Annotated in this window: 21 protein-coding genes and 1 pseudogene; 10 read left to right on the forward strand and 12 right to left on the reverse strand. The window is 59.7% G+C overall.

The window, feature by feature from the left end; all coding sequences use genetic code 11:
• The first annotated feature begins 87 nt into the window (after positions 1-87).
• From ispH to rnhA, 3 genes are read left to right on the forward strand one after another with little or no spacing between them, the layout of a single operon-like run.
• Positions 88-1,095, forward strand: a complete 1,008-nt coding sequence (ispH, locus tag ACK83U_RS02740) for a 4-hydroxy-3-methylbut-2-enyl diphosphate reductase (protein ID WP_112605920.1) — start codon at positions 88-90, stop codon at positions 1,093-1,095.
• 33 nt (positions 1,096-1,128) lie between these two features.
• The gene (locus ACK83U_RS02745; protein WP_112605917.1) at positions 1,129-2,094 is read left to right on the forward strand and encodes a homoserine kinase; all 966 of its coding nucleotides are present in this window, start codon (positions 1,129-1,131) and stop codon (positions 2,092-2,094) included.
• Positions 2,091-2,531 (forward strand): ribonuclease HI, encoded by a 441-nt coding sequence (rnhA, locus tag ACK83U_RS02750; RefSeq protein ID WP_095434161.1) that lies wholly within the window; start codon positions 2,091-2,093, stop codon positions 2,529-2,531. Before ACK83U_RS02745 ends, rnhA begins: the two co-directional genes overlap by 4 nt.
• Positions 2,532-2,577: 46 nt before the next feature.
• On the opposite strand, the gene ACK83U_RS02755 is transcribed toward rnhA, so the two are convergent.
• Both ACK83U_RS02755 and ACK83U_RS02760 read right to left on the reverse strand, forming a co-directional pair.
• Positions 2,578-3,468: a dihydrodipicolinate synthase family protein gene (locus ACK83U_RS02755; protein WP_112605915.1), complete on the reverse strand. Its 891-nt coding sequence runs from the start codon at positions 3,466-3,468 to the stop codon at positions 2,578-2,580.
• Between the two features lie 110 nt (positions 3,469-3,578).
• Entirely contained in the window at positions 3,579-4,187 is a 609-nt protein-coding gene (locus tag ACK83U_RS02760) for a LysE/ArgO family amino acid transporter (protein WP_112605912.1), read from the reverse strand.
• A 165-nt stretch (positions 4,188-4,352) separates the two neighbouring features.
• Between ACK83U_RS02760 and ACK83U_RS02765 the strand changes: the two genes are divergently transcribed.
• Both ACK83U_RS02765 and ACK83U_RS02770 read left to right on the forward strand, forming a co-directional pair.
• The gene (locus tag ACK83U_RS02765; RefSeq protein ID WP_112605909.1) at positions 4,353-5,252 is read left to right on the forward strand and encodes a LysR family transcriptional regulator ArgP; all 900 of its coding nucleotides are present in this window, start codon (positions 4,353-4,355) and stop codon (positions 5,250-5,252) included.
• Positions 5,253-5,376: 124 nt separating this feature from the next.
• Entirely contained in the window at positions 5,377-5,685 is a 309-nt protein-coding gene (locus ACK83U_RS02770) for a Dabb family protein (RefSeq protein WP_112335715.1), read from the forward strand.
• Positions 5,686-5,733: 48 nt separating this feature from the next.
• Here ACK83U_RS02770 and ACK83U_RS02775 read toward each other — a convergent pair whose 3' ends face one another.
• The 4 genes from ACK83U_RS02775 to ACK83U_RS02790 are packed head-to-tail and all read right to left on the reverse strand — an operon-like array spanning position 5,734 to position 8,432.
• Positions 5,734-6,636, reverse strand: a complete 903-nt coding sequence (locus ACK83U_RS02775) for a metal ABC transporter solute-binding protein, Zn/Mn family (RefSeq protein WP_112335506.1) — start codon at positions 6,634-6,636, stop codon at positions 5,734-5,736.
• Positions 6,637-6,655: 19 nt separating this feature from the next.
• Positions 6,656-7,528, reverse strand: a complete 873-nt coding sequence (locus ACK83U_RS02780) for a metal ABC transporter permease (protein WP_112605906.1) — start codon at positions 7,526-7,528, stop codon at positions 6,656-6,658.
• The gene (locus ACK83U_RS02785) at positions 7,525-8,307 is read right to left on the reverse strand and encodes a metal ABC transporter ATP-binding protein (RefSeq protein ID WP_112605903.1); all 783 of its coding nucleotides are present in this window, start codon (positions 8,305-8,307) and stop codon (positions 7,525-7,527) included. Before ACK83U_RS02785 ends, ACK83U_RS02780 begins: the two co-directional genes overlap by 4 nt.
• Entirely contained in the window at positions 8,304-8,432 is a 129-nt protein-coding gene (locus tag ACK83U_RS02790) for a hypothetical protein (RefSeq protein ID WP_280949796.1), read from the reverse strand. Before ACK83U_RS02790 ends, ACK83U_RS02785 begins: the two co-directional genes overlap by 4 nt.
• Before the next feature lie 182 nt (positions 8,433-8,614).
• Here ACK83U_RS02790 and ACK83U_RS02795 point away from each other — a divergent pair, with 182 nt between their 5' ends.
• Positions 8,615-8,860, forward strand: a complete 246-nt coding sequence (locus tag ACK83U_RS02795; RefSeq protein ID WP_112605900.1) for a type II toxin-antitoxin system ParD family antitoxin — start codon at positions 8,615-8,617, stop codon at positions 8,858-8,860.
• Positions 8,861-9,169 carry a type II toxin-antitoxin system RelE/ParE family toxin gene (locus ACK83U_RS02800; protein ID WP_112605897.1) on the forward strand — a complete coding sequence of 103 codons (309 nt, stop codon included), beginning with the start codon at positions 8,861-8,863 and terminating at the stop codon, positions 9,167-9,169.
• Positions 9,170-9,217: 48 nt separating this feature from the next.
• Here ACK83U_RS02800 and ACK83U_RS02805 read toward each other — a convergent pair whose 3' ends face one another.
• Together ACK83U_RS02805 and ACK83U_RS02810 are read right to left on the reverse strand one after the other, a co-directional pair.
• Complete coding sequence (locus ACK83U_RS02805) at positions 9,218-9,703, reverse strand: peroxiredoxin (protein WP_112335510.1); 486 nt, start codon at positions 9,701-9,703, stop codon at positions 9,218-9,220.
• 81 nt (positions 9,704-9,784) lie between these two features.
• Positions 9,785-10,612, reverse strand: coding sequence for a protein-disulfide reductase DsbD domain-containing protein (locus tag ACK83U_RS02810; protein ID WP_112605893.1), 828 nt, complete (start codon positions 10,610-10,612; stop codon positions 9,785-9,787).
• Positions 10,613-10,752: 140 nt separating this feature from the next.
• Here ACK83U_RS02810 and ACK83U_RS02815 point away from each other — a divergent pair, with 140 nt between their 5' ends.
• The 3 genes and pseudogenes from ACK83U_RS02815 (at position 10,753) to ACK83U_RS02825 (ending at position 12,833) form a co-directional block, all read left to right on the forward strand.
• Complete coding sequence (locus tag ACK83U_RS02815; RefSeq protein WP_112605890.1) at positions 10,753-11,358, forward strand: YqgE/AlgH family protein; 606 nt, start codon at positions 10,753-10,755, stop codon at positions 11,356-11,358.
• A 95-nt stretch (positions 11,359-11,453) separates the two neighbouring features.
• On the forward strand, positions 11,454-11,645 hold the full coding sequence (locus ACK83U_RS02820; RefSeq protein WP_112397964.1) for a CsbD family protein: 192 nt from the start codon (positions 11,454-11,456) through the stop codon (positions 11,643-11,645).
• A 133-nt stretch (positions 11,646-11,778) separates the two neighbouring features.
• A pseudogene (locus ACK83U_RS02825) lies at positions 11,779-12,833 on the forward strand (putative zinc-binding metallopeptidase).
• 8 nt (positions 12,834-12,841) lie between these two features.
• Here ACK83U_RS02825 and ACK83U_RS02830 read toward each other — a convergent pair.
• From ACK83U_RS02830 to thrC, 4 genes are read right to left on the reverse strand one after another with little or no spacing between them, the layout of a single operon-like run.
• Complete coding sequence (locus ACK83U_RS02830) at positions 12,842-15,754, reverse strand: EAL domain-containing protein (protein ID WP_412474783.1); 2,913 nt, start codon at positions 15,752-15,754, stop codon at positions 12,842-12,844.
• Positions 15,751-16,365 carry a GNAT family N-acetyltransferase gene (locus ACK83U_RS02835; RefSeq protein WP_015339080.1) on the reverse strand — a complete coding sequence of 205 codons (615 nt, stop codon included), beginning with the start codon at positions 16,363-16,365 and terminating at the stop codon, positions 15,751-15,753. Before ACK83U_RS02835 ends, ACK83U_RS02830 begins: the two co-directional genes overlap by 4 nt.
• A gap of 50 nt (positions 16,366-16,415) precedes the next feature.
• Positions 16,416-17,714: a M16 family metallopeptidase gene (locus tag ACK83U_RS02840; RefSeq protein ID WP_112605884.1), complete on the reverse strand. Its 1,299-nt coding sequence runs from the start codon at positions 17,712-17,714 to the stop codon at positions 16,416-16,418.
• Positions 17,715-17,734: 20 nt separating this feature from the next.
• The gene (gene thrC / locus ACK83U_RS02845; RefSeq protein WP_112605881.1) at positions 17,735-19,132 is read right to left on the reverse strand and encodes a threonine synthase; all 1,398 of its coding nucleotides are present in this window, start codon (positions 19,130-19,132) and stop codon (positions 17,735-17,737) included.
• Positions 19,133-19,219: the final 87 nt, after the last annotated feature.

Here is a 19,219-nt window from a genome sequence, read left to right on the forward strand (position 1 = left end):
TTAGATAAGATCATGCGGACTGAATGGAGCAGGCGGCAGGACAGCCCTATCTATGGCTCAGCCATCGTCGCGCATTTCGGAAGAGACATGAACATAGCTGTTTCCAAACCTGACCTGACCATCCGGCTTTGCGGGCCGCGCGGCTTCTGCGCCGGCGTCGACCGCGCTATCCAGATCGTCGTTCTGGCGCTAAAGGCCTATGGCGCGCCGGTTTATGTCCGCCACGAGATCGTCCATAACCGCTATGTCGTCGAGGGGCTGGAGGCCAAGGGCGCCATCTTCGTCGAGGAGCTGGATGAAATCCCGGCCGAACATCGCGCCCAGCCCGTCGTCTTCTCGGCGCATGGCGTACCGAAATCCGTGCCGGCCGATGCCGATGCGCGCAATCTCTTCTATCTCGATGCCACCTGTCCGCTGGTCTCGAAGGTGCATAAGCAGGCCATGCGCCACAATCGTCTCGGCCGCCACGTCGTCCTGATCGGCCATGCCGGCCATCCGGAAGTGATCGGCACGATGGGCCAGCTGCCCGAAGGCTCCGTGTCATTGATCGAGACGGTCGAGGATGCCGATGTCTACGAGCCTGCCGATCCCGATAATCTCGGTTTCGTGACGCAGACGACGCTCTCGGTTGACGATACCGCCGGCGTCATCGCGCGGCTGCAGGAGCGCTTCCCCAATCTGACTGCACCGGCTGCAGATTCGATCTGCTACGCCACAACCAATCGCCAGGAAGTGGTGAAGGAGGCGGCACCCGGCTGCGATCTTTTCATCGTCGTCGGCGCGCCGAATTCCTCCAATTCCAAACGCCTCGTTGAAGTAGCGCTCCGGGCAGGGGCGAAGAAATCCGTGCTTGTCCAGCGCGCCTCGGAGATCGATTGGGACAATATCGGCGATATCCAGACGGTTGGCCTCTCGGCTGGTGCATCTGCGCCAGAAGTCATCGTCAACGAGATCATCGAAGCTTTCCGCGCCCGCTATAATGCCGTGGTGGAACTCGCTGAAACTGTGAAGGAAACGGAGAATTTCCTCGTCAATCGCGAGCTTCGCAGTATAGAGCTGACGACAGCAGACATGGCTTTCGTCAACGGCGAATAGCCGACCCAAGGCGCTCAAGTTCAGGACTGTTTCGTGGCCGTTTATACTGATATTACCGAAGACGATTTGAAGTGGTTCCTGACCGAATATGATGTCGGCGAGTTGCTCTCTTACAAGGGCATTGCCGAAGGCGTCGAGAATTCGAACTTCCTGCTGCACACGAGCCGCGATCCGCTGATCCTGACGCTTTACGAGAAGCGCGTCGATAAGGGCGATCTGCCGTTCTTCCTGGGGTTGATGCAGCACCTGGCGAGCCGTGGCCTGTCGTGCCCGCTGCCTCTGCCGCGCCGCGACGGCGAGTTGCTCGGCCATCTCTCCGGCCGTCCTGCCGCCCTGATCTCATTTCTTGAGGGCATGTGGCTGCGCAAGCCCGAAGCGCATCATTGCCGCGAAGTCGGCAAGGCACTGGCCGCCATGCATATTGCCGGCGAGGGTTTCGAGATCCGTCGCCCGAATGCGCTATCGCTCGAGGGCTGGCAGACGCTGTGGGAAAAATCCGAGGCACGCGCCGACGAAGTCGAAGCCGGTCTGCAGAACGAAATCCGCAGCGAACTCGATTTCCTTGGAAAGCATTGGCCGAAGAACCTGCCCGAAGGTGTCATCCATGCCGATCTCTTCCCGGACAATGTCTTCTTCCTCGGCGATACGCTGTCTGGTCTGATCGACTTCTATTTCGCCTGCAACGACCAGCTCGCCTACGATGTCTCGATCTGCCTGAACGCCTGGTGCTTCGAGAAGGATCACGCCTACAACATCACCAAGGGAATGGCGCTGCTGGAGGGCTATCAGAGCGTGCGGCCGCTGAGCACTGCCGAAATCGCCGCATTGCCGACGCTTGCCCGCGGCTCGGCCCTGCGCTTCTTCCTGACCCGACTTTACGATTGGCTGACGACCCCGGCCGGCGCAATGGTCACGAAGAAAGACCCGATCGAATATCTGCGCAAGCTGCGCTTCCACCGCCAGATTGCTTCAGCCGCGGAATATGGGCTGAAGGCATGAAGCACGTCGATATTTTTACCGATGGCGCCTGCTCGGGCAATCCCGGTCCCGGCGGCTGGGGGGCGGTGCTCCGCTATGGCGAGGTTGAAAAGGAGCTCTCCGGTGGCGAGGCGGAGACGACCAACAACCGCATGGAGCTGATGGCGGCGATCTCGGCACTCGGTGCCCTGAAGAGCCCATGCGAGGTCGATCTCTATACCGACAGCGTCTACGTCAAGGATGGCATCACCAAGTGGATTTTTGGCTGGAAGAAGAACGGCTGGAAGACCGCGGACAAGAAACCGGTGAAGAATGCCGAGCTCTGGCAGGCGCTGGACGAGGCTTATAATAGGCACAAGGTGACGCTTCATTGGGTCAAGGGCCATGCGGGACACCCGGAGAACGAGCGGGCCGACGAGCTGGCGCGCAAGGGCATGGAGCCTTTCAAGAGGAAGTAGTTCCGCTGGCGATGAGCCTGGACTCGCCGCGCCGGCCTCGAAGCGATCACATCAAGATGTGATCGAGCGCGCTTCTCACCCGTAGCTTTTCGGCAGCAGAGAGAGGCAGGATTGGGCGGGGTGGATCGATCCTGCAAAGATCGAGCGCTTCCGCAATCGCATACATAACGCGGAAGCTGCCGAACTCTTTGAACAGGCTCCATAGCGGCTGGAATTTCTGATCGAGCCGTTCGGCTTCGGCGGTGTTGCCTGCTTGGGCCGCCCTTGTGAGCGCCAGCGCTTCGACGGGCAGAAGGCCGGCGACGACGCTGTACCAGGCGTCGGCACCGGCTAGCAGTCCGGCCGCCGCTCCCCAGTCGCCGCTATAGCCAATGGAGAAATCCTTTGGCGTTTCCTCGCGCAGAAGTGCCATCTCTCCCTTGAAATCGTTCTCCGGCGGCAACGGCATCTTAACCGCCGTGATATTCGCCACTTTTGCTAGCCGCGTAATCAGCGCATGACTGAATGTGAATTTCGTCGTGCCGGGATTGTTGTAGATGCAGAGCGGCAGATCGCCCGCATCCGCGACTGAGATGAAGTGCTGGTAGACCTCTTCCTCCGTGAGTGGTGTATAGGACATGGGGGCCAGCAGCAGCCCATCTGCGCCAGCCGTCTTGGCATCACGCGCCAATACCTGAGCTTCGTCGGTTCGCAGCGCTCCAACCCCAACGATGACGGGGATCTTGCCGCCGACGCTTGTCATTGCCGTCTGTACGGCCCGCCGGCGCTCGTCGCGTGACAGGAAGGCGTAACCGCCGGTACTGCCGAGCAACCCGATGGAATCAACGCCCGCCAGTTGGATGCGTTCGAGCAGGCGGGCGAGCACTACAATATCAACGTGTCCGGAAGCATCGGTGGGGGTAATCGGAAAGGCCGAAAGGCCGGTAAAGAGTGTCACGATTGTTTCCTTCTCTGTCAGGCTTCGACCAGCGATAGCGCTCGAAAAGCAGAAGCTGAAATCGTCCTACGCTGAGCGTCGTGTGACTGTCCATGAATATGCCGCAGAAATCATACTCCGCGCAGCAGCTTGGTGGCGATCATCCACATCGTAAGAGCAATGAGCGTTTCCAGAATGCGCCAGGACGCGGGTTTCGCGAAGATCGGCCTCAGCCACCTCGCGCCAAAGCCGAGCGAAAAGAAGAACAGAAAGGAGCCCGTCATGGCACCCGCTGCAAATGAAGCCTCGTTCCCCGGAAACCGGGTCGAGATCGTGCCAAGCAATACGACAGTATCGAGATAGACATGCGGGTTGAGCCAGGTGAGCGCGAGGCACATGGCGAGCGTCTGCCGGAAGCTCGATGACTTCGCCTCTCCGGCGGCCAGCACCGCGGACGAACGCAAGGCGGAGTAGAGGCTCCTGGCTCCATACCAGATGAGGAAGGCTGCCCCGGCATAGCGCATGACAGGATCGAGCCAGGGCAGTAGCGCCGAGATCTGACGGAAGCTCGTCACTCCGAGCACGATGAGCGCTGCGTCGGAGAGCGCGCATGCAAGGCACACGGCGAATACATGCTCGTTGCGAAGGCCCTGACGCAGGACGAAGGCGTTTTGCGCGCCGATCGCGACAATCAGGCTGAGCCCCATCATCAGGCCGGTTAGATAGATCGAAAAATTCATGCTCAGAGCAATTCCAGGAAAAGTGCGAAGCGGTTTTCCGTCCGGAATTGCGCAAGAACGAAAGGCTCTAGCGAAATGCTCCAAAACGAATGAGCATTTCCGGTATCGGCATGTTAAGACTTAGGCTACTTAATGTTGCTAATCCAGATTAAGAAAAACTAATCTATGCTCGACTATTCCGCTCTCCGTGCCGTTTCCATGGTCGTCCAGACCGGCAGCTTCGAAAAGGCGGCAGCCATTCTTAACGTCACGCCTTCGGCCGTCTCGCAGCGGGTGAAGCAGCTTGAAGAACGCCTGGGCATCGTCCTGATCGTCAGGGGCAATCCCTGCACCGCGACGGAAAAGGGCGAATGGCTCTGCCGCCATATGGAGAATGTCGGCATGCTGGAAGACGAGCTGTTCGGACGTTTGCCGGCGCTCGTCGATCCCGGCGAGCCCAAACAAAGGGTCACACTTCATATTGCCACGAATGCCGATAGTCTCGGGACGTGGTTCGTAGAAGCCATATCCGGTTTTGCCAAACGCTCTTCCTATCTGCTGAATATCGCCATCGACGACCAAGATCATACGGCCGAATGGCTGCAGCGGGGGCGGGTGATCGCGGCCGTCACCGGCCTGGAAAAGCCAATTCAAGGCTGCCGGCGTATGTCCCTCGGCGCGCTTCGCTACCACGCGACGGCAAGCCCCGCTTTCATTGCCCGGCATTTTTCAAAAGGTGTTACCCCGGAAGCGATCCAGAACGCGCCGGCCCTGACCTTCAACCAGAAGGACAGGCTTCAGAGCCGCTGGATACGCCAGACATTCGGAGAGGATTTTGCCTATCCGAGCCACTGGCTGCCTTCGACACAAGGCTTCGTCGATGCCAGCCTTGCGGGCATGGGATGGGGCATGAATCCCATCCAGCTTGTTCGGGAGCATCTGAAGGCCGGGCGCTTGGTCGAGCTGATCCCCGACACGCCGCTGGACATTCCATTATATTGGCAGGTAAATCGTCTCGCCGCGGACCGGCTTGCGGAATTGACACGCGAAATCACTGCAACAGCCAAAGCCCATTTGTCAGCGTGAGCTGTGCTTCGAGCTGAACGCGTTGTCATTCGCCTCGCTGTCGGAACGCAATGTTCGCGAATTGATGCCTTGCCCGGTTGCCCTTTCCCTCTATGCTGCCGCCGACTTCCAGGGAGATTGCATTATGATCCTGCATTGCGTTTTTCTTAGACTCAAGTCCGCCCTGCCACAGGACGAGAAGGCGGCGCTCTTCGACTCCGTCGTGGCCTTGCAGAAGGTCATTCCGGGTATTGTTGACGTGAAATATGGGCCGAACGTCTCGCCTGAGGGCCTGCATGGTGGCTTCGCCGATGGATTTGTCGTCACCTTCGAGAGTGTCGAGGCGCGCGATGCCTATCTGGTGCATCCCGATCATGTCGCCGTCGGCGAGCGGATCGTTTCGTCCACGGACGGCGGTCTGGCCGGCCTGATGGTCTTCGATTTCAACATTTAAGTGAGTGATCGCAGGCAGTGTACGCCTGCGACCATACTCCTTGAATGATCAGCTCGACTTCGCCATGGCTGTGGCGAGTTGATCAACGTTATAACGGAACATTTTTTCGTAAGTCGAAGCTGGTCCGTTGGCCTTTGACAGCGATTCGACATAGAGCTCACCGCCAGGCTCGGCGCCGGTTGCCTTGGCGACCTGCTTGACGAGGCGCGGATCGTTCGAGTTTTCGAAGAAATAGGTCTTCACATGCTCGGTCTTGATCTGCTCGATCAGCTTGGCGACGTCGGCAGCCGATGCTTCCGTTTCAGTGGAGACGCCGAGCGGCGAGAGGAAGCTTACCTTGTATTCGCGGCCGAAATAGCCGAAGGCATCATGGCTGGTCAGCACCTTGCGGCGATCGTCGGCGATCTTGTCGAACTTGCTGTGGGCATAGGCATCAAGCTCGGTCAGCACCTTGGTATAGCGCTCGGCATTGGCCTTGAAGTCAGCCGCATCGGCCGGATCCGCCGCAGAAAGCGCCTTCTCGATATTGGCGACCCAGACCTTCACATTGACCGGGCTGTTCCAGACATGCGGATCGGTGACCGTCTTGCCGTCGTCGACCATGGTGCGCGTGTTGATGCCGTCTGAGGCGACAACAGGCGTTCCCTTGTAGCCGGATGCGCTGATCAGCCGGTCCATCCAGCCTTCCAGCCCTTCGCCGCTGACGAAGACGACCTTGGCGGCGTTCAGCGTCTTGGCATCGGCCGGCGAGGGCTCGAATTCATGGGGATCGCCGTTCGGGCCGACGAGGCTCGAGACCTTCACATGGTCGCCGCCGACATGCTTGACCACGTCGGCAAGCACGGTGAAGGACGCGACCACATTGAGGGTTTCGGCGGAAGCCGGTGCGGCGACGCCGAAGGCGACGAAGGCTGCTGATGCCGCCGAGAGAAGCAGTCTCTGTTTGTTCATGCGAGTCTCCTTGTTCGGATTAGCCCCGGAGATGGGGACGGGGGAAGAACCGCCGGGCAAGGCCCGAGGGCGCGAAGAGAATGGAGAAGCCGTAGATCAGGCTGGCGGTGATGATGATGGTCGGGCCGGAGGCAAATTCGAGGTGATAGGAGGCGATGAGGCCGATATAGCCCGACGCCATCGCAGTACCCGTCGCGATTATCATCATGGCAGGCAGGCTGCGCGACCATAGCTGCGCCACGGCGGCCGGCAGCATCATCAGCCCGACGGCCATCAGCGTACCGAGCGCCTGGAAGCTGGCGACGAGATTGAGCACGACCAGCAGCAGGAACAGGAAGTGATAGAGCGGTCCCCGCCCGCCGACGGCACGCAGGAAACCGGGGTCGAAGCATTCCACGACCAGCGGCCGGTAGATGACAGCGAGAGCCAGCAGCGTCACCGTCGTAATCGCACCGATCTGGTAGAGAGCCGGCGCATCGATTGCGAGAATGGTGCCGAAGAGCACATGCAGCAGATCGATATTGGAGCCACGCAACGACACGATAAGAACGCCAAGCGCCAGCGAGGTCAGATAGAAGCTGGCAAAGCTCGCATCCTCCTGCAGTACAGTCGCGCGGCTGACGAGGCCGGACAGCAGCGCCACCGAAAGGCCGGCGATAAGACCGCCGAGCCCCATGGCGGTCAGCGAAAGAGAGCCGGCAATGAGATAGCCGATAGCGGCACCAGGCAGGACGGCATGGCTCATGGCATCACCCATCAGGCTCATGCGCCGGAGCATCAGAAAGACGCCGATCGGGCCGGAGCCAAGGCCGAGGCAGACGCAGGCAATCAGGGCGCGCCGCATGAAGCCGTAGTCCGCAAAGGGTGCGAGGAAGATGTCGTAGACGGTCATTCGGCCGGCTCCCGCTTCACGAGGCCGCCTTCGTCATGCTCTTCTTCGGGCAGGCATGTCGCGGCCTCCTCGTCCCAGCGCTCGGCCATGGCGCGCGCCTTGATGAGGTTCCTTGGGCTCATGACATCCTCCGTCCTGCCCCATCCCACGAGTTCGCGGGCGATCAGCAGTGTCTCGGGAAAATAGCTTCGCACCTGCTCGAAATCGTGCAGGACGGCGATGACCGTGCGTCCCTCCCGGTTCCATCGCAGCACGAGTTCGAGAAGATCGCGCGTTGTCCGCTGATCGATGGCGGTGAAGGGTTCGTCCAGGAGAATCACGCGGGCATCCTGCAGCAGTAGCCGCGCGAACAGCACGCGCTGGAACTGGCCCGCTGAAAGCGAGCCGATATGCCTTTTTTCGAAGCCCGAAAGTCCGACGATGCCGAGCGCCTCTTGCGCCCGCTCGGCATCCTTGCGCGAGAACCGGCCAAAGGCGCCACCATTCTTCCAGGCGCCGAGCATGACAGTATCGGCCACCGAAATTGGAAAGCGTCTGACGATATCAGCCGCTTGCGGCAGATAGCCGAAATCGTTGCGCGTTAGCGCCCCGCGATCGATCGAGCCTTCCGCCGGACGCAGTTCTCCGACGATCGCCTTGAGCAAGGTCGACTTGCCGGCACCGTTCGGCCCGGCAATCGCCGTCAGGCCGCCGGCGGCAAAGCCGCCCGAGATGTGGTGAACGGCCGGATGGCGTTCATAGGTAACGGTGAGATTGTTGAGGCGGATCAGATCGTTCATGCCAGCGCCACCGCCCAGCCGATAGCCGCCCAAAGCACAGCAATGCCAACCGCTACATAGGCCAGGCGCATCAAGGCCGAGCGCCCCATGAGGGACGACGCGAAGGGATCACGATCAAAAGGCATTTCGGGGCTTTTCAATTATGTAATAACATAACACGTTGTAACCGATGAAATGAGGCGAAAAAGAGGCGAAGGGTGAATTGAGGGTTTTGACTACCGGTAATTGGCGCTCTCCACCGTTGATGCTATACATAGCGCATTATCTGTTATTCGATGGTTCATCGAGGCAGCAGGAGGTGACACATATGAATGTTTCTATCGGTGAACGCTGGGAAAAATTCGTTGAGAAAACCGTGGAAGAGGGGCGTTACAGCTCCGCCAGCGAAGTTGTGCGCGAAGGTCTCCGGCTCGTAGAGGAGCGTGAGGCGAAAATAGCAGCGTTACGGCGTACTCTGGAAGCATCGATCGATCGTGGGGGCGATATATCTGACGAGGAGCTTGGCGCCGCTTTGGAAGCCAAGGCTGCCGAACTGGCAAAAGAAAGCCATTGAGTGCCTCGGCTTCGTTATACAGCCGCCGCTCAGGATAACATCCTGGATATTCTTGTATTTATAACGCGTCAAAGCGGCAGCCCAAAGGTCGCTTTGAAATTCACAGGAGAGCTACGCCGCAAGTGCGCAAGTCTTGCGGCCCTACCCGGTCAAATGGGCCGCCTAAGGCCGGAACTGAGAGACGATATGCGAAGCTTCGCATTTCGTGGGTATGTAATCTTTTTCCGCTATGTTGAGGATGTTTTCGAGGTTTTGAATGTGCTCGAAGGACATCGAGATTTCGATACTCATTTCAATGAGGAAGAATAAAACAAAGGGCGCTTTTGAGGCGCCCTGTTTCTTCCGTCCATCAAAACCCTAAAGCTGCTCGATCATCGCAGCGGCGCCTGAAACCGTTGCCTGGCCGGGACTTTCCTCGATATTCAGCGTCTTCACCACGCCGTCTTCCACCAGCATGGAATAACGCTTGGAGCGAATGCCAAGGCCGCCGGCGGAAAGATCGGCTTCAAGACCAAGCGCCTTGGTGAAGGAGCCATCCCAGTCGGCGAGGAAATGGATCTTGCCGAGGCCACCGGACGATTGTGCCCAGGCGCCCATGACGTGCCAGTCATTGATGGAAACGACGGCGATGTCATCGATGCCCTTGGCAAGAATGGCGTCGCGGTTTTCGAGAAAGCCCGGCAGGTGATTGAGCGAGCAAGTGGGCGTAAACGCGCCGGGAACGGCGAAGAGAACGACGCGCTTGCCGGCAAAGAGCTGCTCGGTGCTGATCTCGACCGGGCCGTCGGCGGTCTTTTCCTTGAAGGTTGCGGCAGGCAGTGTGTCGCCGATCGCGATGGTCATGGCTCTCTCCTTGGGTCGTGTTTCGGGGCGCTCGAATGGTCGCCGATGGCTTGAAGACGGTCAGGGAACTATAGGCCGCGCCTATTCAAGTGCAAGGGTGGTTTCCATCGCCCGATCGCCATCGACGACGAGGATGCCCCAGCTCTTGCCCTTCGGACTATAATCCTTCGGCAGCTTGCCGATCTCGATATCGGCGGAGAAGGCGGTTCCCTCCCGCTTTGCATTTGCTTGCTGAAAGAACACATAGCCTGACGGCCCCGTGACGTAGATTTCAGGTGCCTTTCCACTCGCTTCCGGCAGTGTCAGCTGCAGCGAAAGGCTCTTGGCGTCGGCGGAGATCTGATGGCTCTGGATGGCGAAATCCGCAGAAGGAGCTTGGGGCAGCATCGCCTTTGCCGCATCGAGCAAGGCCAGCTCACGCGAGGTCGGCTGTGCATTGGCCGGCAAGGGCAGGGAGTATTCGGCCTGAAAAGGGATGCAGATATCCTTGCAGAGGCCGATGAAAGCTGTCAGCTCAAGCTTTTCCGGCGCCTTGCCGGCGACGCGAAGATCGAGCGGAAACGTCACCGGCGCGTCGTAGCCGATTTCCTGGATAGGGCCGACGCTGATCGGTTTTGGTGCCGGGTAGGCCGCCCTTTCCAATGTCACGCCGCTGCTAGGTGCCGGCGTAATTTGCGGTGGAATTCCACCCTGACCTGGCTCGCGCCAATAAGTGATCCAGCCCGGCTCCGGTTCGATCTGCAAGGCGGCGCGGATATGCCCTTCGGCGTCCGGCGCCAGCGCGATCAGACGCATCCTGCCGCCCTCATTGTCTACCCAGTCGCTCGTCGCGGCATGGACTGCCGAGGCGCTGAAAAACAAAGTAGCGAGAAGGGCCGACAGCCGGCCAACGGTACTGAATTCGATCATGCGACAAGGATTTAGCCGATTGAGTTGCCTGGAGCCAGCACGGACGAAGAAGCAAATGATCATTTTCAGTTGATTGATTTATGACATTGCCCCATCTTGATTACAGGCGGTGCAGTTGCGGACTGCGGTCAGGAGGCACGATGTCCCTATCGACGCTGAAGAATAGACGCGAAAGAGGTTTTCTCGACGGTCAGTTCCTGATCGCCATGCCGGGCATGGAGGATCGGAACTTCCATCGAACGGTGATTTATATCTGCGCCCATTCCGATGCCGGTGCCATGGGCTTCGTCATCAATCGGTCTCAGAAGCTAACATTCACCGATGTTCTGCTGCATCTCGAAATGATCAAGGACGACGATGCCATCGTGTTGCCGCAGAGGGCGCGCGATTTCCCCATCCAGACCGGCGGCCCCGTCGAAAGCGGCCGCGGCTTCGTTCTGCATTCGGACGATTACATCAGCGACGGCAGCATTCCGGTCAGTGATGACATCAGCCTGACGGCGACGCTCGACATCGTGCGGGCGATTTCCAAAGGGAGCGGCCCGAAGCGCGCCACCATGTTGCTCGGCTATGCCGGCTGGGGGGCTGGCCAGCTCGAAGCCGAGATCGGCAATAATGGCTGGCTGAACTGCCCGGCAAACGAAGAAATGATTTTCGATCGCAGCCTCGACAATAAATATGATCGCGCGCTGGCTCTGATGGGCATCAATCCTGCGATGCTGTCGCTGCAGGCGGGCCATAGCTAAGCCGAGTTGCGTTACTTTGGAACGAAATAGCTGTGGTGACGTTTTCCTGACAGAGCATCGGCAATTCCGCCGGGCCAGACCAGGAGGCGCCAGATATGAGCAGCACAACCGACAAGGTATCCGGTAAGGTGAATGAAATCGCCGGCAAGGCAAAGCAGGCAGCCGGCAAGGCAACCAATGACAGAGAAATGCGCGCGAAGGGCGCCGCCCAGGAAGCTAAGGGCAAGGTGCAGACCGCCGTTGGCAAGGCCAAGGATAAGGTCAAGGGCGCAGTCGACCGGATGTGACTGCTGAATTTTTCAAATCCATGGTCGCCGCTCCATCGGAATTGATGTTGTAGCGGCGATATTGGGAGGAAGGGCCTGTTACGGAAACGTGGCAGGCTCTTTACTATCGGCCAAGGATTTTTCGAGGGGAGACATGCGGCTTTTCACTTGTGACCATTGCGGCCAGCCCGTCCACTTCGATAACAGGCAGTGCGTGCGTTGCGGCCATCAGCTTGGTTTTATCCCCGACCGCTTGGCGATATACGCCTTGGAAGCTGAAAATGCTGACAGCTGGCATCCGGTGTCCGAGCCGGCACAACACGTTCGGTTCTGCGCGAATGCCGAACTCGATATATGCAATTGGCTGATCGATGCGGACGACCCGCAACCCTATTGCGTCGCCTGCCGGCACAATCGTCTCGTGCCGAACACCGGCACGGAACAGGGCATAGACCGCTGGCGGCGCATCAGTCAGGCGCAGCGGCATTTGTTTTATTCGCTTTTGCGCTGGAACCTGCCGCATCCCGACCGTCAGCAGGACCCCGAAGGTGGGCTCGTCTTCGACTTCCTCGAGGACGAGGTGCAGGGCGATACCGTGGTCCCCGCGATGACGGGTCATGAGGAGGGACTGATCGCCATCCGTGCCGCCGAGGCGGACGATGCACGCGCGAACAGGCGCGCACCTCGATGAACGAGCCTTATCGCACTTTGCTCGGCCACTTCCGCCATGAGACTGGCCATTTCATCTGGAACAAGCTTGTCCGCGACCGCGGGCAATTCGATGCCTTTCGCGCCGTCTTCGGCGACGAGCGCGCCGATTATGGCGCAGCGCTTCAGGCTCACTACGAGAACGGGCCACCGGCGAATTGGCAGGAAAGCTTTATCAGCGCCTATGCCAGCTCCCATCCCTGGGAGGATTTTGCCGAATGCTTCGCGCATTATCTGCACATCGTCGACACGCTGGAAACGGCACGCTCCTTCGGCGTGGTGATCGATCCCCATCGCTATCATGACATGGCGGCCGAGATAGATTTCAATCCTTACAGGGCGGAAAGCGCCGAGCAGCTCGTCAGCGCCTGGATCCCTTTGAGCGTGGCGATCAACTCCATCCAGCGCAGTATGGGGCAGCCGGATTCCTATCCCTTCATTCTCTCGCCGCCCGTGGTCGCTAAGCTCGACTATATCAGGGAGTTGATCGACAGCGCGTGATCGAATGCTCAGGCGCGCTTCGTCAGCGGAAAGCGTTCCTTCAGCAGGCGTATCACCGAATCCGAACCCATCGGCGGGCCGAAGATGAAGCTCTGGCCGTAGCTGCAGCCGATCTTGGCGAGCTCCAGCGCATCCTCTTCCGATTCGATGCCTTCGGCGACCACGCGCATGTTGAGTTCACGCGCCATGGAGATGACCGAACGCAACAGAACCGCCTTCTTGTCGCTATCGTCGCGGACCATCGCCTTGTCGAGCTTGATCGTATCGAAGGGGAAACGGGTGAGGTAGGCGAGAGAGGAATAGCCGGTGCCGAAGTCGTCGAGCGCCAGGCCGATGCCGGCATCTCGCAGCTTGTCGAGCACGAGCCGTGCCTGTTCCGGATTTTCCATCACCTGCGATTCCGTCAGCTCCAGCTTGATCCGGTGCGGATCGCAATGGGTTTTGGCGAGCAGGGCGCGGATATCGTCGTAAAGCTCGTTGTTGAGCAGCTGGACGCTGGAAAGGTTGATGGAGACGAACAGCGGCAGGTCGCCGGTCTGTCGCTGCCATGCCATCAGGTCATTCGTTGCCTGCTCGAGCGCAAACATGCCAAGCGGGCCAATGATATCGGAAGCCTCGGCGATCGGGATGAATTCCGATGGCGGAATATTGCCGCGCTTTGGATGCTCCCAGCGCATCAGCGCCTCGAAGCCGGCAACCTCCGCATCTTCGAGCCGAACGATCGGCTGATAGACGAGCGAGAGTTCCTTGCGTTCGACGGCCCGGCGCAAGTCGGTTTCCAGCTGCAGCCGGTCCGTCCCGAAGCTTCGGAAGGCCGGCTGGAAGGGTTCGACACGATTGCCGCCGGCGCGCTTGGCGCGGTACATGGCGAGCTCCGCATCGCTCAGCATACCAGTCGCATTCTCCTGCTGATCGACCCAGGACGTCAGTCCGACCGAAGCCGTCAGGATGATCTCGCGGTTGGCGAAATTGATCGGCACCATGATTGCCTTGCTGATTGCATCGGCGAAGTCGGCGACCTTGGCTGGATCGCGTTCGGAAACGAGGATGAGGCCGAACTGGTCGCCCGAAAGGCGAGCGAGCGTATCCTGCGGCTTCATCAGCCGGCGAAGACGTCGCGTCAGCGCGATGAGAATATTGTCACCAGCGGCAAAGCCAAGGGTATCGTTGACGAGCTTGTACCGGTCGATATCGATAACGATGACCGTCGGCCTGAGCTGATTGCCATCCGAGGCAAGTGTTAGAACCGCCTGCAGGCGATCGAGGAAGACTTGGCGGTTCGGCAGTCCCGTGAGATTGTCGTGCACGGCGTCGTGCAGCAGCCGCTCGATCGAATTCTTCTGCTCGGTGATGTCGACGATCGTACCGACGCAGCGAATGATCTCGCCGTTGGAACCAAGGACCGGCCGGGCGCGGATCGACAGCCAGTGGAAATGCCCGTCTTCGGCGCGAATGCGGAATTCATGGTTCAGCCGGCCGCGTCGATGTTCCAGAAGCACGTCGAGCGTCGCGCGGAAGCGGTCGCGATCGTCGGGATGCAGCCGCGGCAGCCAGTTGCGCGCAGCGCCGTGCATGGTGCCGGGAGAAAGGCCGAGCTTCATCGAGATATCGGGCGTCGTCACCACGCGGTCGCGCGCCACGTCCCAATCCCAAACGGTATCGCCGGAGCCGGTGAGCGCCAGGGATTGCCGTTCCAGATCCGAGAACAGGCCCTGCTGAAATGCGCCGCCGGCAAAGGCGTGCTGCATGACGGTGAAGCCGATCAGCAGGACGATGAGAACAAGGCCGCCGCCGAGTGCCGGCTGGATGATGTCGTTGTCGAGCTTGCCCATGACGGTCATCCAGGCCCCGAACAGCCAGACGAGGATCAGCGCCCAGGCGGGCACGAGCAGGATGGCCCGATCATAACGGCTGAAGCCGAGATAGATGATAAGCAGCAGGCCTGCCGTCGCGGTCAGCGCCAGCGACAGCCGCGCGATGCCGGCGGCAATCGACGGATCGTAGATCGCCACACCGAAGAGCAGCGCGAGACCGAGTACCCAGGCAAGCGTCACATAGCCGAGATGGGCGTGCCAGCGATTGAGATTGAGATAGGTGAACAGGAAGATCACCAGGCTCGACGCGAGCGCCACCTCCGCACAGGCGCGCCATATTCGCTGGTCGCTTGACGTGATGCTGATGAGCTTGCCGAGAAAGCCGAAATCGACGCAGATATAGCCGAGCACCGCCCAGGCAAGCGCCGCCGTCGCTGGCAGCATCGAGGTTCCCTTGACCACGAAAAGGATGGTCAGGAACACCGCCAGCAAGCCGGCAATGCCGAGCACGATGCCGCGATAGAGCGTGAAGGCGTTGACCGTATCCTTGTAGGCGTTCGGTTCCCAAAGATAGAGCTGCGGCAGGTTTGGTGACGAAAGTTCGGCAACGAAGGTGACGACCGCGCCGGGGTTCAGCGTGATGCGGAAGACATCGGCTTCGTCGCTCGGCTGGCGATCGAGCGCGAACCCTTCGCTCGGCGTGATCGCGACGATGCGCTGCGAGCCGAGATCCGGCCAGAAGACTTTCGAATTCACCAGGCGGAAATGCGGGGCGACGATGACGCGCTCCAGCTGCTCTTCGGACACATTAGCCAGTGCAAAGACGGCCCAGTCACCCTGATGGTTCGGCGAAGAGGATCGTACCTCAATGCGGCGTCGGATGCCGTCGGTGCCTGCGGCTGTAGAGACCTGAAAGGCTTCTCCCTGATTGGTATAGATCTCCGTCGTCGCCGTCAGGTCGAGAGCGGTATCGTCGCGCGAGATCTTCACAGGCTCGGCTGCGTCAGCCACTCCGGTGAGCAGCAGCAACATCACGGCTGCGAGCGTTGCGATCAGCGCGCATAGCCGCCGGGCCATCGGCCACGTCTGCATCATTCCGGCGATCATCGCTGGTCGAAGCTTCGGTTCGGGTTGGTGTCGGATGCCAACCTTGAAAACATCACATGGTCGCGCCACTGACCGTTGATTTTAAGATAACCGCGCAAATGACCTTCCCGTTGGAAACCGGCTTTTTGCAAAAGCCGCATGCTACGCTCGTTATCCGGAATACAGGCTGCTTCAATTCGGTGCAACTCAAGTCCGGAAAAGATATAGGGTATAACCAACTGAAGTGCGGCGAACATATGGCCCTGACCGGAGTAGCGCTCGCCCATCCAATACCCGATCATGCAGCTCTGCGCGGCACCTCGGCGAATATAGCCGATCGTGATGCCGCCAACCAGCGTCGTGTTTTCCCTCAGAAAAATGAAGAGCGGTATGGCCTGGCCGGAGCTGTATTCCTGCTTGCCCCGAATGATGCGCGCCCGATAGGCGGCCTCGGTCAGCTCGTCATGTCGCCAGGTAGGTTCCCAAGGTTCCAGAAAACGGCGGCTTTCAGCCCGAAGCCTGTGCCATTGGTTGAAATCGGAGTAGCGCGGCAGCCGCAGCAAATAATTGTCGTTTTCGAGTTCAACCGCGTCCGAATGACGTGAGAGAAACCGAAAGACAGATTTTTGCATGCCGCCAAGCACTCCCCCGAGAATTGCACCCATAGGCCTGCGGCGTGCCCTTAGCCGCTTGCGCTTCTGGAAGCAGGGACCGGCGACGACAGCGAAGTGACGATGTCCTCCATCGGCGCGAGCTGCTCCAGCGGCCCGATCGCAGAAAGCGTCGGTACTGTATCGAAGAACAGGCGGCCGGCAAGATCCGTCAGGCGCTCGATCGTGATACCTTCCAGGCGCTCCAGCATCTCCTGGTTCGGGATGGGGCGGCCATAAAGCATCATCTGCCGGGCGACCTGACCAGCGCGAGCGGCCGGGCTTTCCTGACCCATCAGCAGCTGTGCGCGGATCTGAGCGCGGGCGCGCTCGATTTCCTGCTGCTGAATGTCATGGGAGGATTTGTGCAGCTCGTCGACGATGACGGGCAGCAGTTCCGGCAGGTTCTCGCCACCGGTCGCGGCATGGATGCCGAAAATGCCGGTATCGGAGAAGCCCCAATGGAAGGCATAGACCGAATAACAGAGGCCGCGGAATTCGCGCACTTCCTGGAAAAGGCGCGAGGACATGCCGCCGCCGAGGATGTTAGCGAGAATCTGCGAACAGTAGAAATCGCGGGTGTGATAGGCGCGGCCTTCAAAGCCGAGCAGGATCTGCGCATCCATCAGGTCGCGCGTTTCGCGAATGTTGCCGCCGATATAACGCGCCGGTTCGATAACGGGCGGAGCGGACGGTTTGGTCGGAAGGCTGGAGAAGCGATCCTCGACCTGACGCACGAAGCTTTCATGGTCGACAGCGCCTGCCGCCACCACGAACATGCGGTCGGTCGTATAGTTGCGGCCGAGATAATGGCGGATCTGTTCCGGCGAGAAGGAGACAACTGTTTCCGGCGTGCCGAGAATGGCGCGTCCCAGCGTCTGACCGCGATAGGCGACCTCGGAAAACTTGTCGAAGACGACATCGTCGGGCGTGTCGTTGGCGGCATTGATTTCCTGCAGGATGACCTGCTTTTCGCGCGCCAGCTCTTCCTCGTCGAAGGCTGACTCCGTCAGGATATCGGCAAGGATATCGACGGCGAGCGGCACATGGTCCTTCAGCACGCGGGCATAATAGGAGGTGGTTTCCGTCGAGGTGGCGGCGTTGACTTCGCCGCCGACATTCTCGATTTCCTCGGCGATCTGCCGCGCCGTGCGCCGCGCCGTACCCTTGAACGCCATATGCTCGAGCAGATGCGCGATACCGTGTTCTGCTTCGGTCTCGTTACGCGAACCCGACTTGATCCAAACTCCGAGAGCCACGCTTTCGAGGTGTGGCATCGATTGGGTCGCTACTGTCAGCCCGGACGCTAGCCGGGTGCACTCCACTGTCATCGCCTGTCTTTCCGCGTCTGCTATTCGCCGGTCCGGATATGCTTGCCGATAAAGCTTTCGACGGCTTTAAGTTCCGGATCGAGAATGTCGAAACGCTCCTCCCTGGTCATCAGACCAGCAAGCCACGTCGGAAGCGCCGGGTCAATACCGGATGCGGATTTTACTGCGGCAGGGAATTTTGCCGGGTGGGCGGTCGCCAGTGTCACCATCGGGCTGCTGGGACGCTCGTTCTTGTTCGCAATGAAGACGCCGATCGCTGTATGTGGATCGAGCAGATAGCCCGTATCGGCAAGGGTTTTGCGGATCGTTTCGGCCACCTGCTTCTCGCTGGCACGGCCGGCGCGGAAGTCCTTCTTGATGAACTTCAGAGCCTCTTCGCTGACCGAAAATCCGTTCGACTGCTTCAGGCTTTCCATGGCGGCGCGCACCTTGGAGGCGTCCCGACCGTTCGCTTCGAACAGGAGCCGCTCGAAGTTGGAGGATATCTGGATATCCATCGACGGCGAGGTCGTTGCCTTGACCGCGCGCATCTCATAGCGGCCGGTCTTCAGCATGCGTGCCAGGATATCGTTCTCGTTGGTGGCGATGACCAGCTTTTCGATCGGCAGGCCCATGCGCTTGGCGACGTAACCGGCGAAAATATCTCCGAAATTGCCTGTTGGCACAGTGAACGAGATTTTCCGGTCCGGACCGCCAAGGGCGACAGCTGTCGTGAAGTAGTAAACCACCTGCGCCATGATTCGCGCCCAGTTGATGGAATTGACGCCGGAAAGCTTGACCGTGTCGCGGAAGGCGGCGTCGTTGAACATGGCTTTGACGAGGTTCTGGCAATCGTCGAAATTGCCCTTGATCGCCAGAGCATGCACATTTGCTGCCGTCGAGGTGGTCATCTGGCGCTGCTGCACAGGCGAGACTTTTCCATGCGGGAACAGAATGAAGATATCGGTGCGCTCGCGTCCGGCAAAGGCGTCGATTGCAGCGCCGCCGGTATCGCCCGAGGTTGCGCCGACGATGGTGGCTCGCTGGCCGCGCTTCTCCAGCGCATAGTCCATCAGCCGCGCCAGCAGCTGCATGGCGACATCCTTAAAGGCGAGCGTCGTGCCATGGAAAAGCTCCATGACAAAGCTGTTCGCTCCCGTCTGGACGAGCGGCGCCACGGCCGGATGCCGGAAGGTGGCATAGGCATCGTCGATCATGCCGCGAAAGACATCGGCCGGGATTTCGCCGTTGGTGAACGGCGAAAGGACGGCGAAAGCGACATCCTGATAGCTCTTGCCGCGGAACGCGCGGATTTCCTTCTTCGTCAGGACAGGCCATTCACGGGGAACATAAAGCCCGCCATCACGAGCAAGGCCGGCCAGGAGGGCGTCGCAGAAGCCAAGGGCAGGGGCTTCTCCCCGCGTTGAAATGTAGTCCACGGTCTAGAATTCCTTTGGTCGCAAAATTGCCTGAGTGATCGATTGAGAGGGTAGAGGAACGAAGCGACAGCGGCCGGTCTTTTTGCG

Origin of the sequence: Rhizobium sp. WW22 (assembly GCF_047041135.1) — a bacterium.
Classification (GTDB): Bacteria; Pseudomonadota; Alphaproteobacteria; order Rhizobiales; family Rhizobiaceae; genus Rhizobium.

Bases quoted from the DNA above. Each gene is read 5' to 3' on its own strand.
- ispH (WP_112605920.1), top strand. From the start codon at position 88: ATGAACATAGCTGTTTCCAAACCTGACCTGACCATCCGGCTTTGCGGG.
- rnhA (WP_095434161.1), top strand. From the start codon at position 2,091: ATGAAGCACGTCGATATTTTTACCGATGGCGCCTGCTCGGGCAATCCC.
- ACK83U_RS02760 (WP_112605912.1), bottom strand. From the start codon at position 4,187: ATGAATTTTTCGATCTATCTAACCGGCCTGATGATGGGGCTCAGCCTG.
- ACK83U_RS02765 (WP_112605909.1), top strand. From the start codon at position 4,353: ATGCTCGACTATTCCGCTCTCCGTGCCGTTTCCATGGTCGTCCAGACC.
- ACK83U_RS02770 (WP_112335715.1), top strand. From the start codon at position 5,377: ATGATCCTGCATTGCGTTTTTCTTAGACTCAAGTCCGCCCTGCCACAG.
- ACK83U_RS02775 (WP_112335506.1), bottom strand. From the start codon at position 6,636: ATGAACAAACAGAGACTGCTTCTCTCGGCGGCATCAGCAGCCTTCGTC.
- ACK83U_RS02780 (WP_112605906.1), bottom strand. From the start codon at position 7,528: ATGACCGTCTACGACATCTTCCTCGCACCCTTTGCGGACTACGGCTTC.
- ACK83U_RS02785 (WP_112605903.1), bottom strand. From the start codon at position 8,307: ATGAACGATCTGATCCGCCTCAACAATCTCACCGTTACCTATGAACGC.
- ACK83U_RS02790 (WP_280949796.1), bottom strand. From the start codon at position 8,432: ATGCCTTTTGATCGTGATCCCTTCGCGTCGTCCCTCATGGGGCGCTCG.
- ACK83U_RS02795 (WP_112605900.1), top strand. From the start codon at position 8,615: ATGAATGTTTCTATCGGTGAACGCTGGGAAAAATTCGTTGAGAAAACC.
- ACK83U_RS02805 (WP_112335510.1), bottom strand. From the start codon at position 9,703: ATGACCATCGCGATCGGCGACACACTGCCTGCCGCAACCTTCAAGGAA.
- ACK83U_RS02810 (WP_112605893.1), bottom strand. From the start codon at position 10,612: ATGATCGAATTCAGTACCGTTGGCCGGCTGTCGGCCCTTCTCGCTACT.
- ACK83U_RS02815 (WP_112605890.1), top strand. From the start codon at position 10,753: ATGTCCCTATCGACGCTGAAGAATAGACGCGAAAGAGGTTTTCTCGAC.
- ACK83U_RS02820 (WP_112397964.1), top strand. From the start codon at position 11,454: ATGAGCAGCACAACCGACAAGGTATCCGGTAAGGTGAATGAAATCGCC.
- ACK83U_RS02830 (WP_412474783.1), bottom strand. From the start codon at position 15,754: ATGATCGCCGGAATGATGCAGACGTGGCCGATGGCCCGGCGGCTATGC.
- ACK83U_RS02835 (WP_015339080.1), bottom strand. From the start codon at position 16,365: ATGCAAAAATCTGTCTTTCGGTTTCTCTCACGTCATTCGGACGCGGTT.
- ACK83U_RS02840 (WP_112605884.1), bottom strand. From the start codon at position 17,714: ATGACAGTGGAGTGCACCCGGCTAGCGTCCGGGCTGACAGTAGCGACC.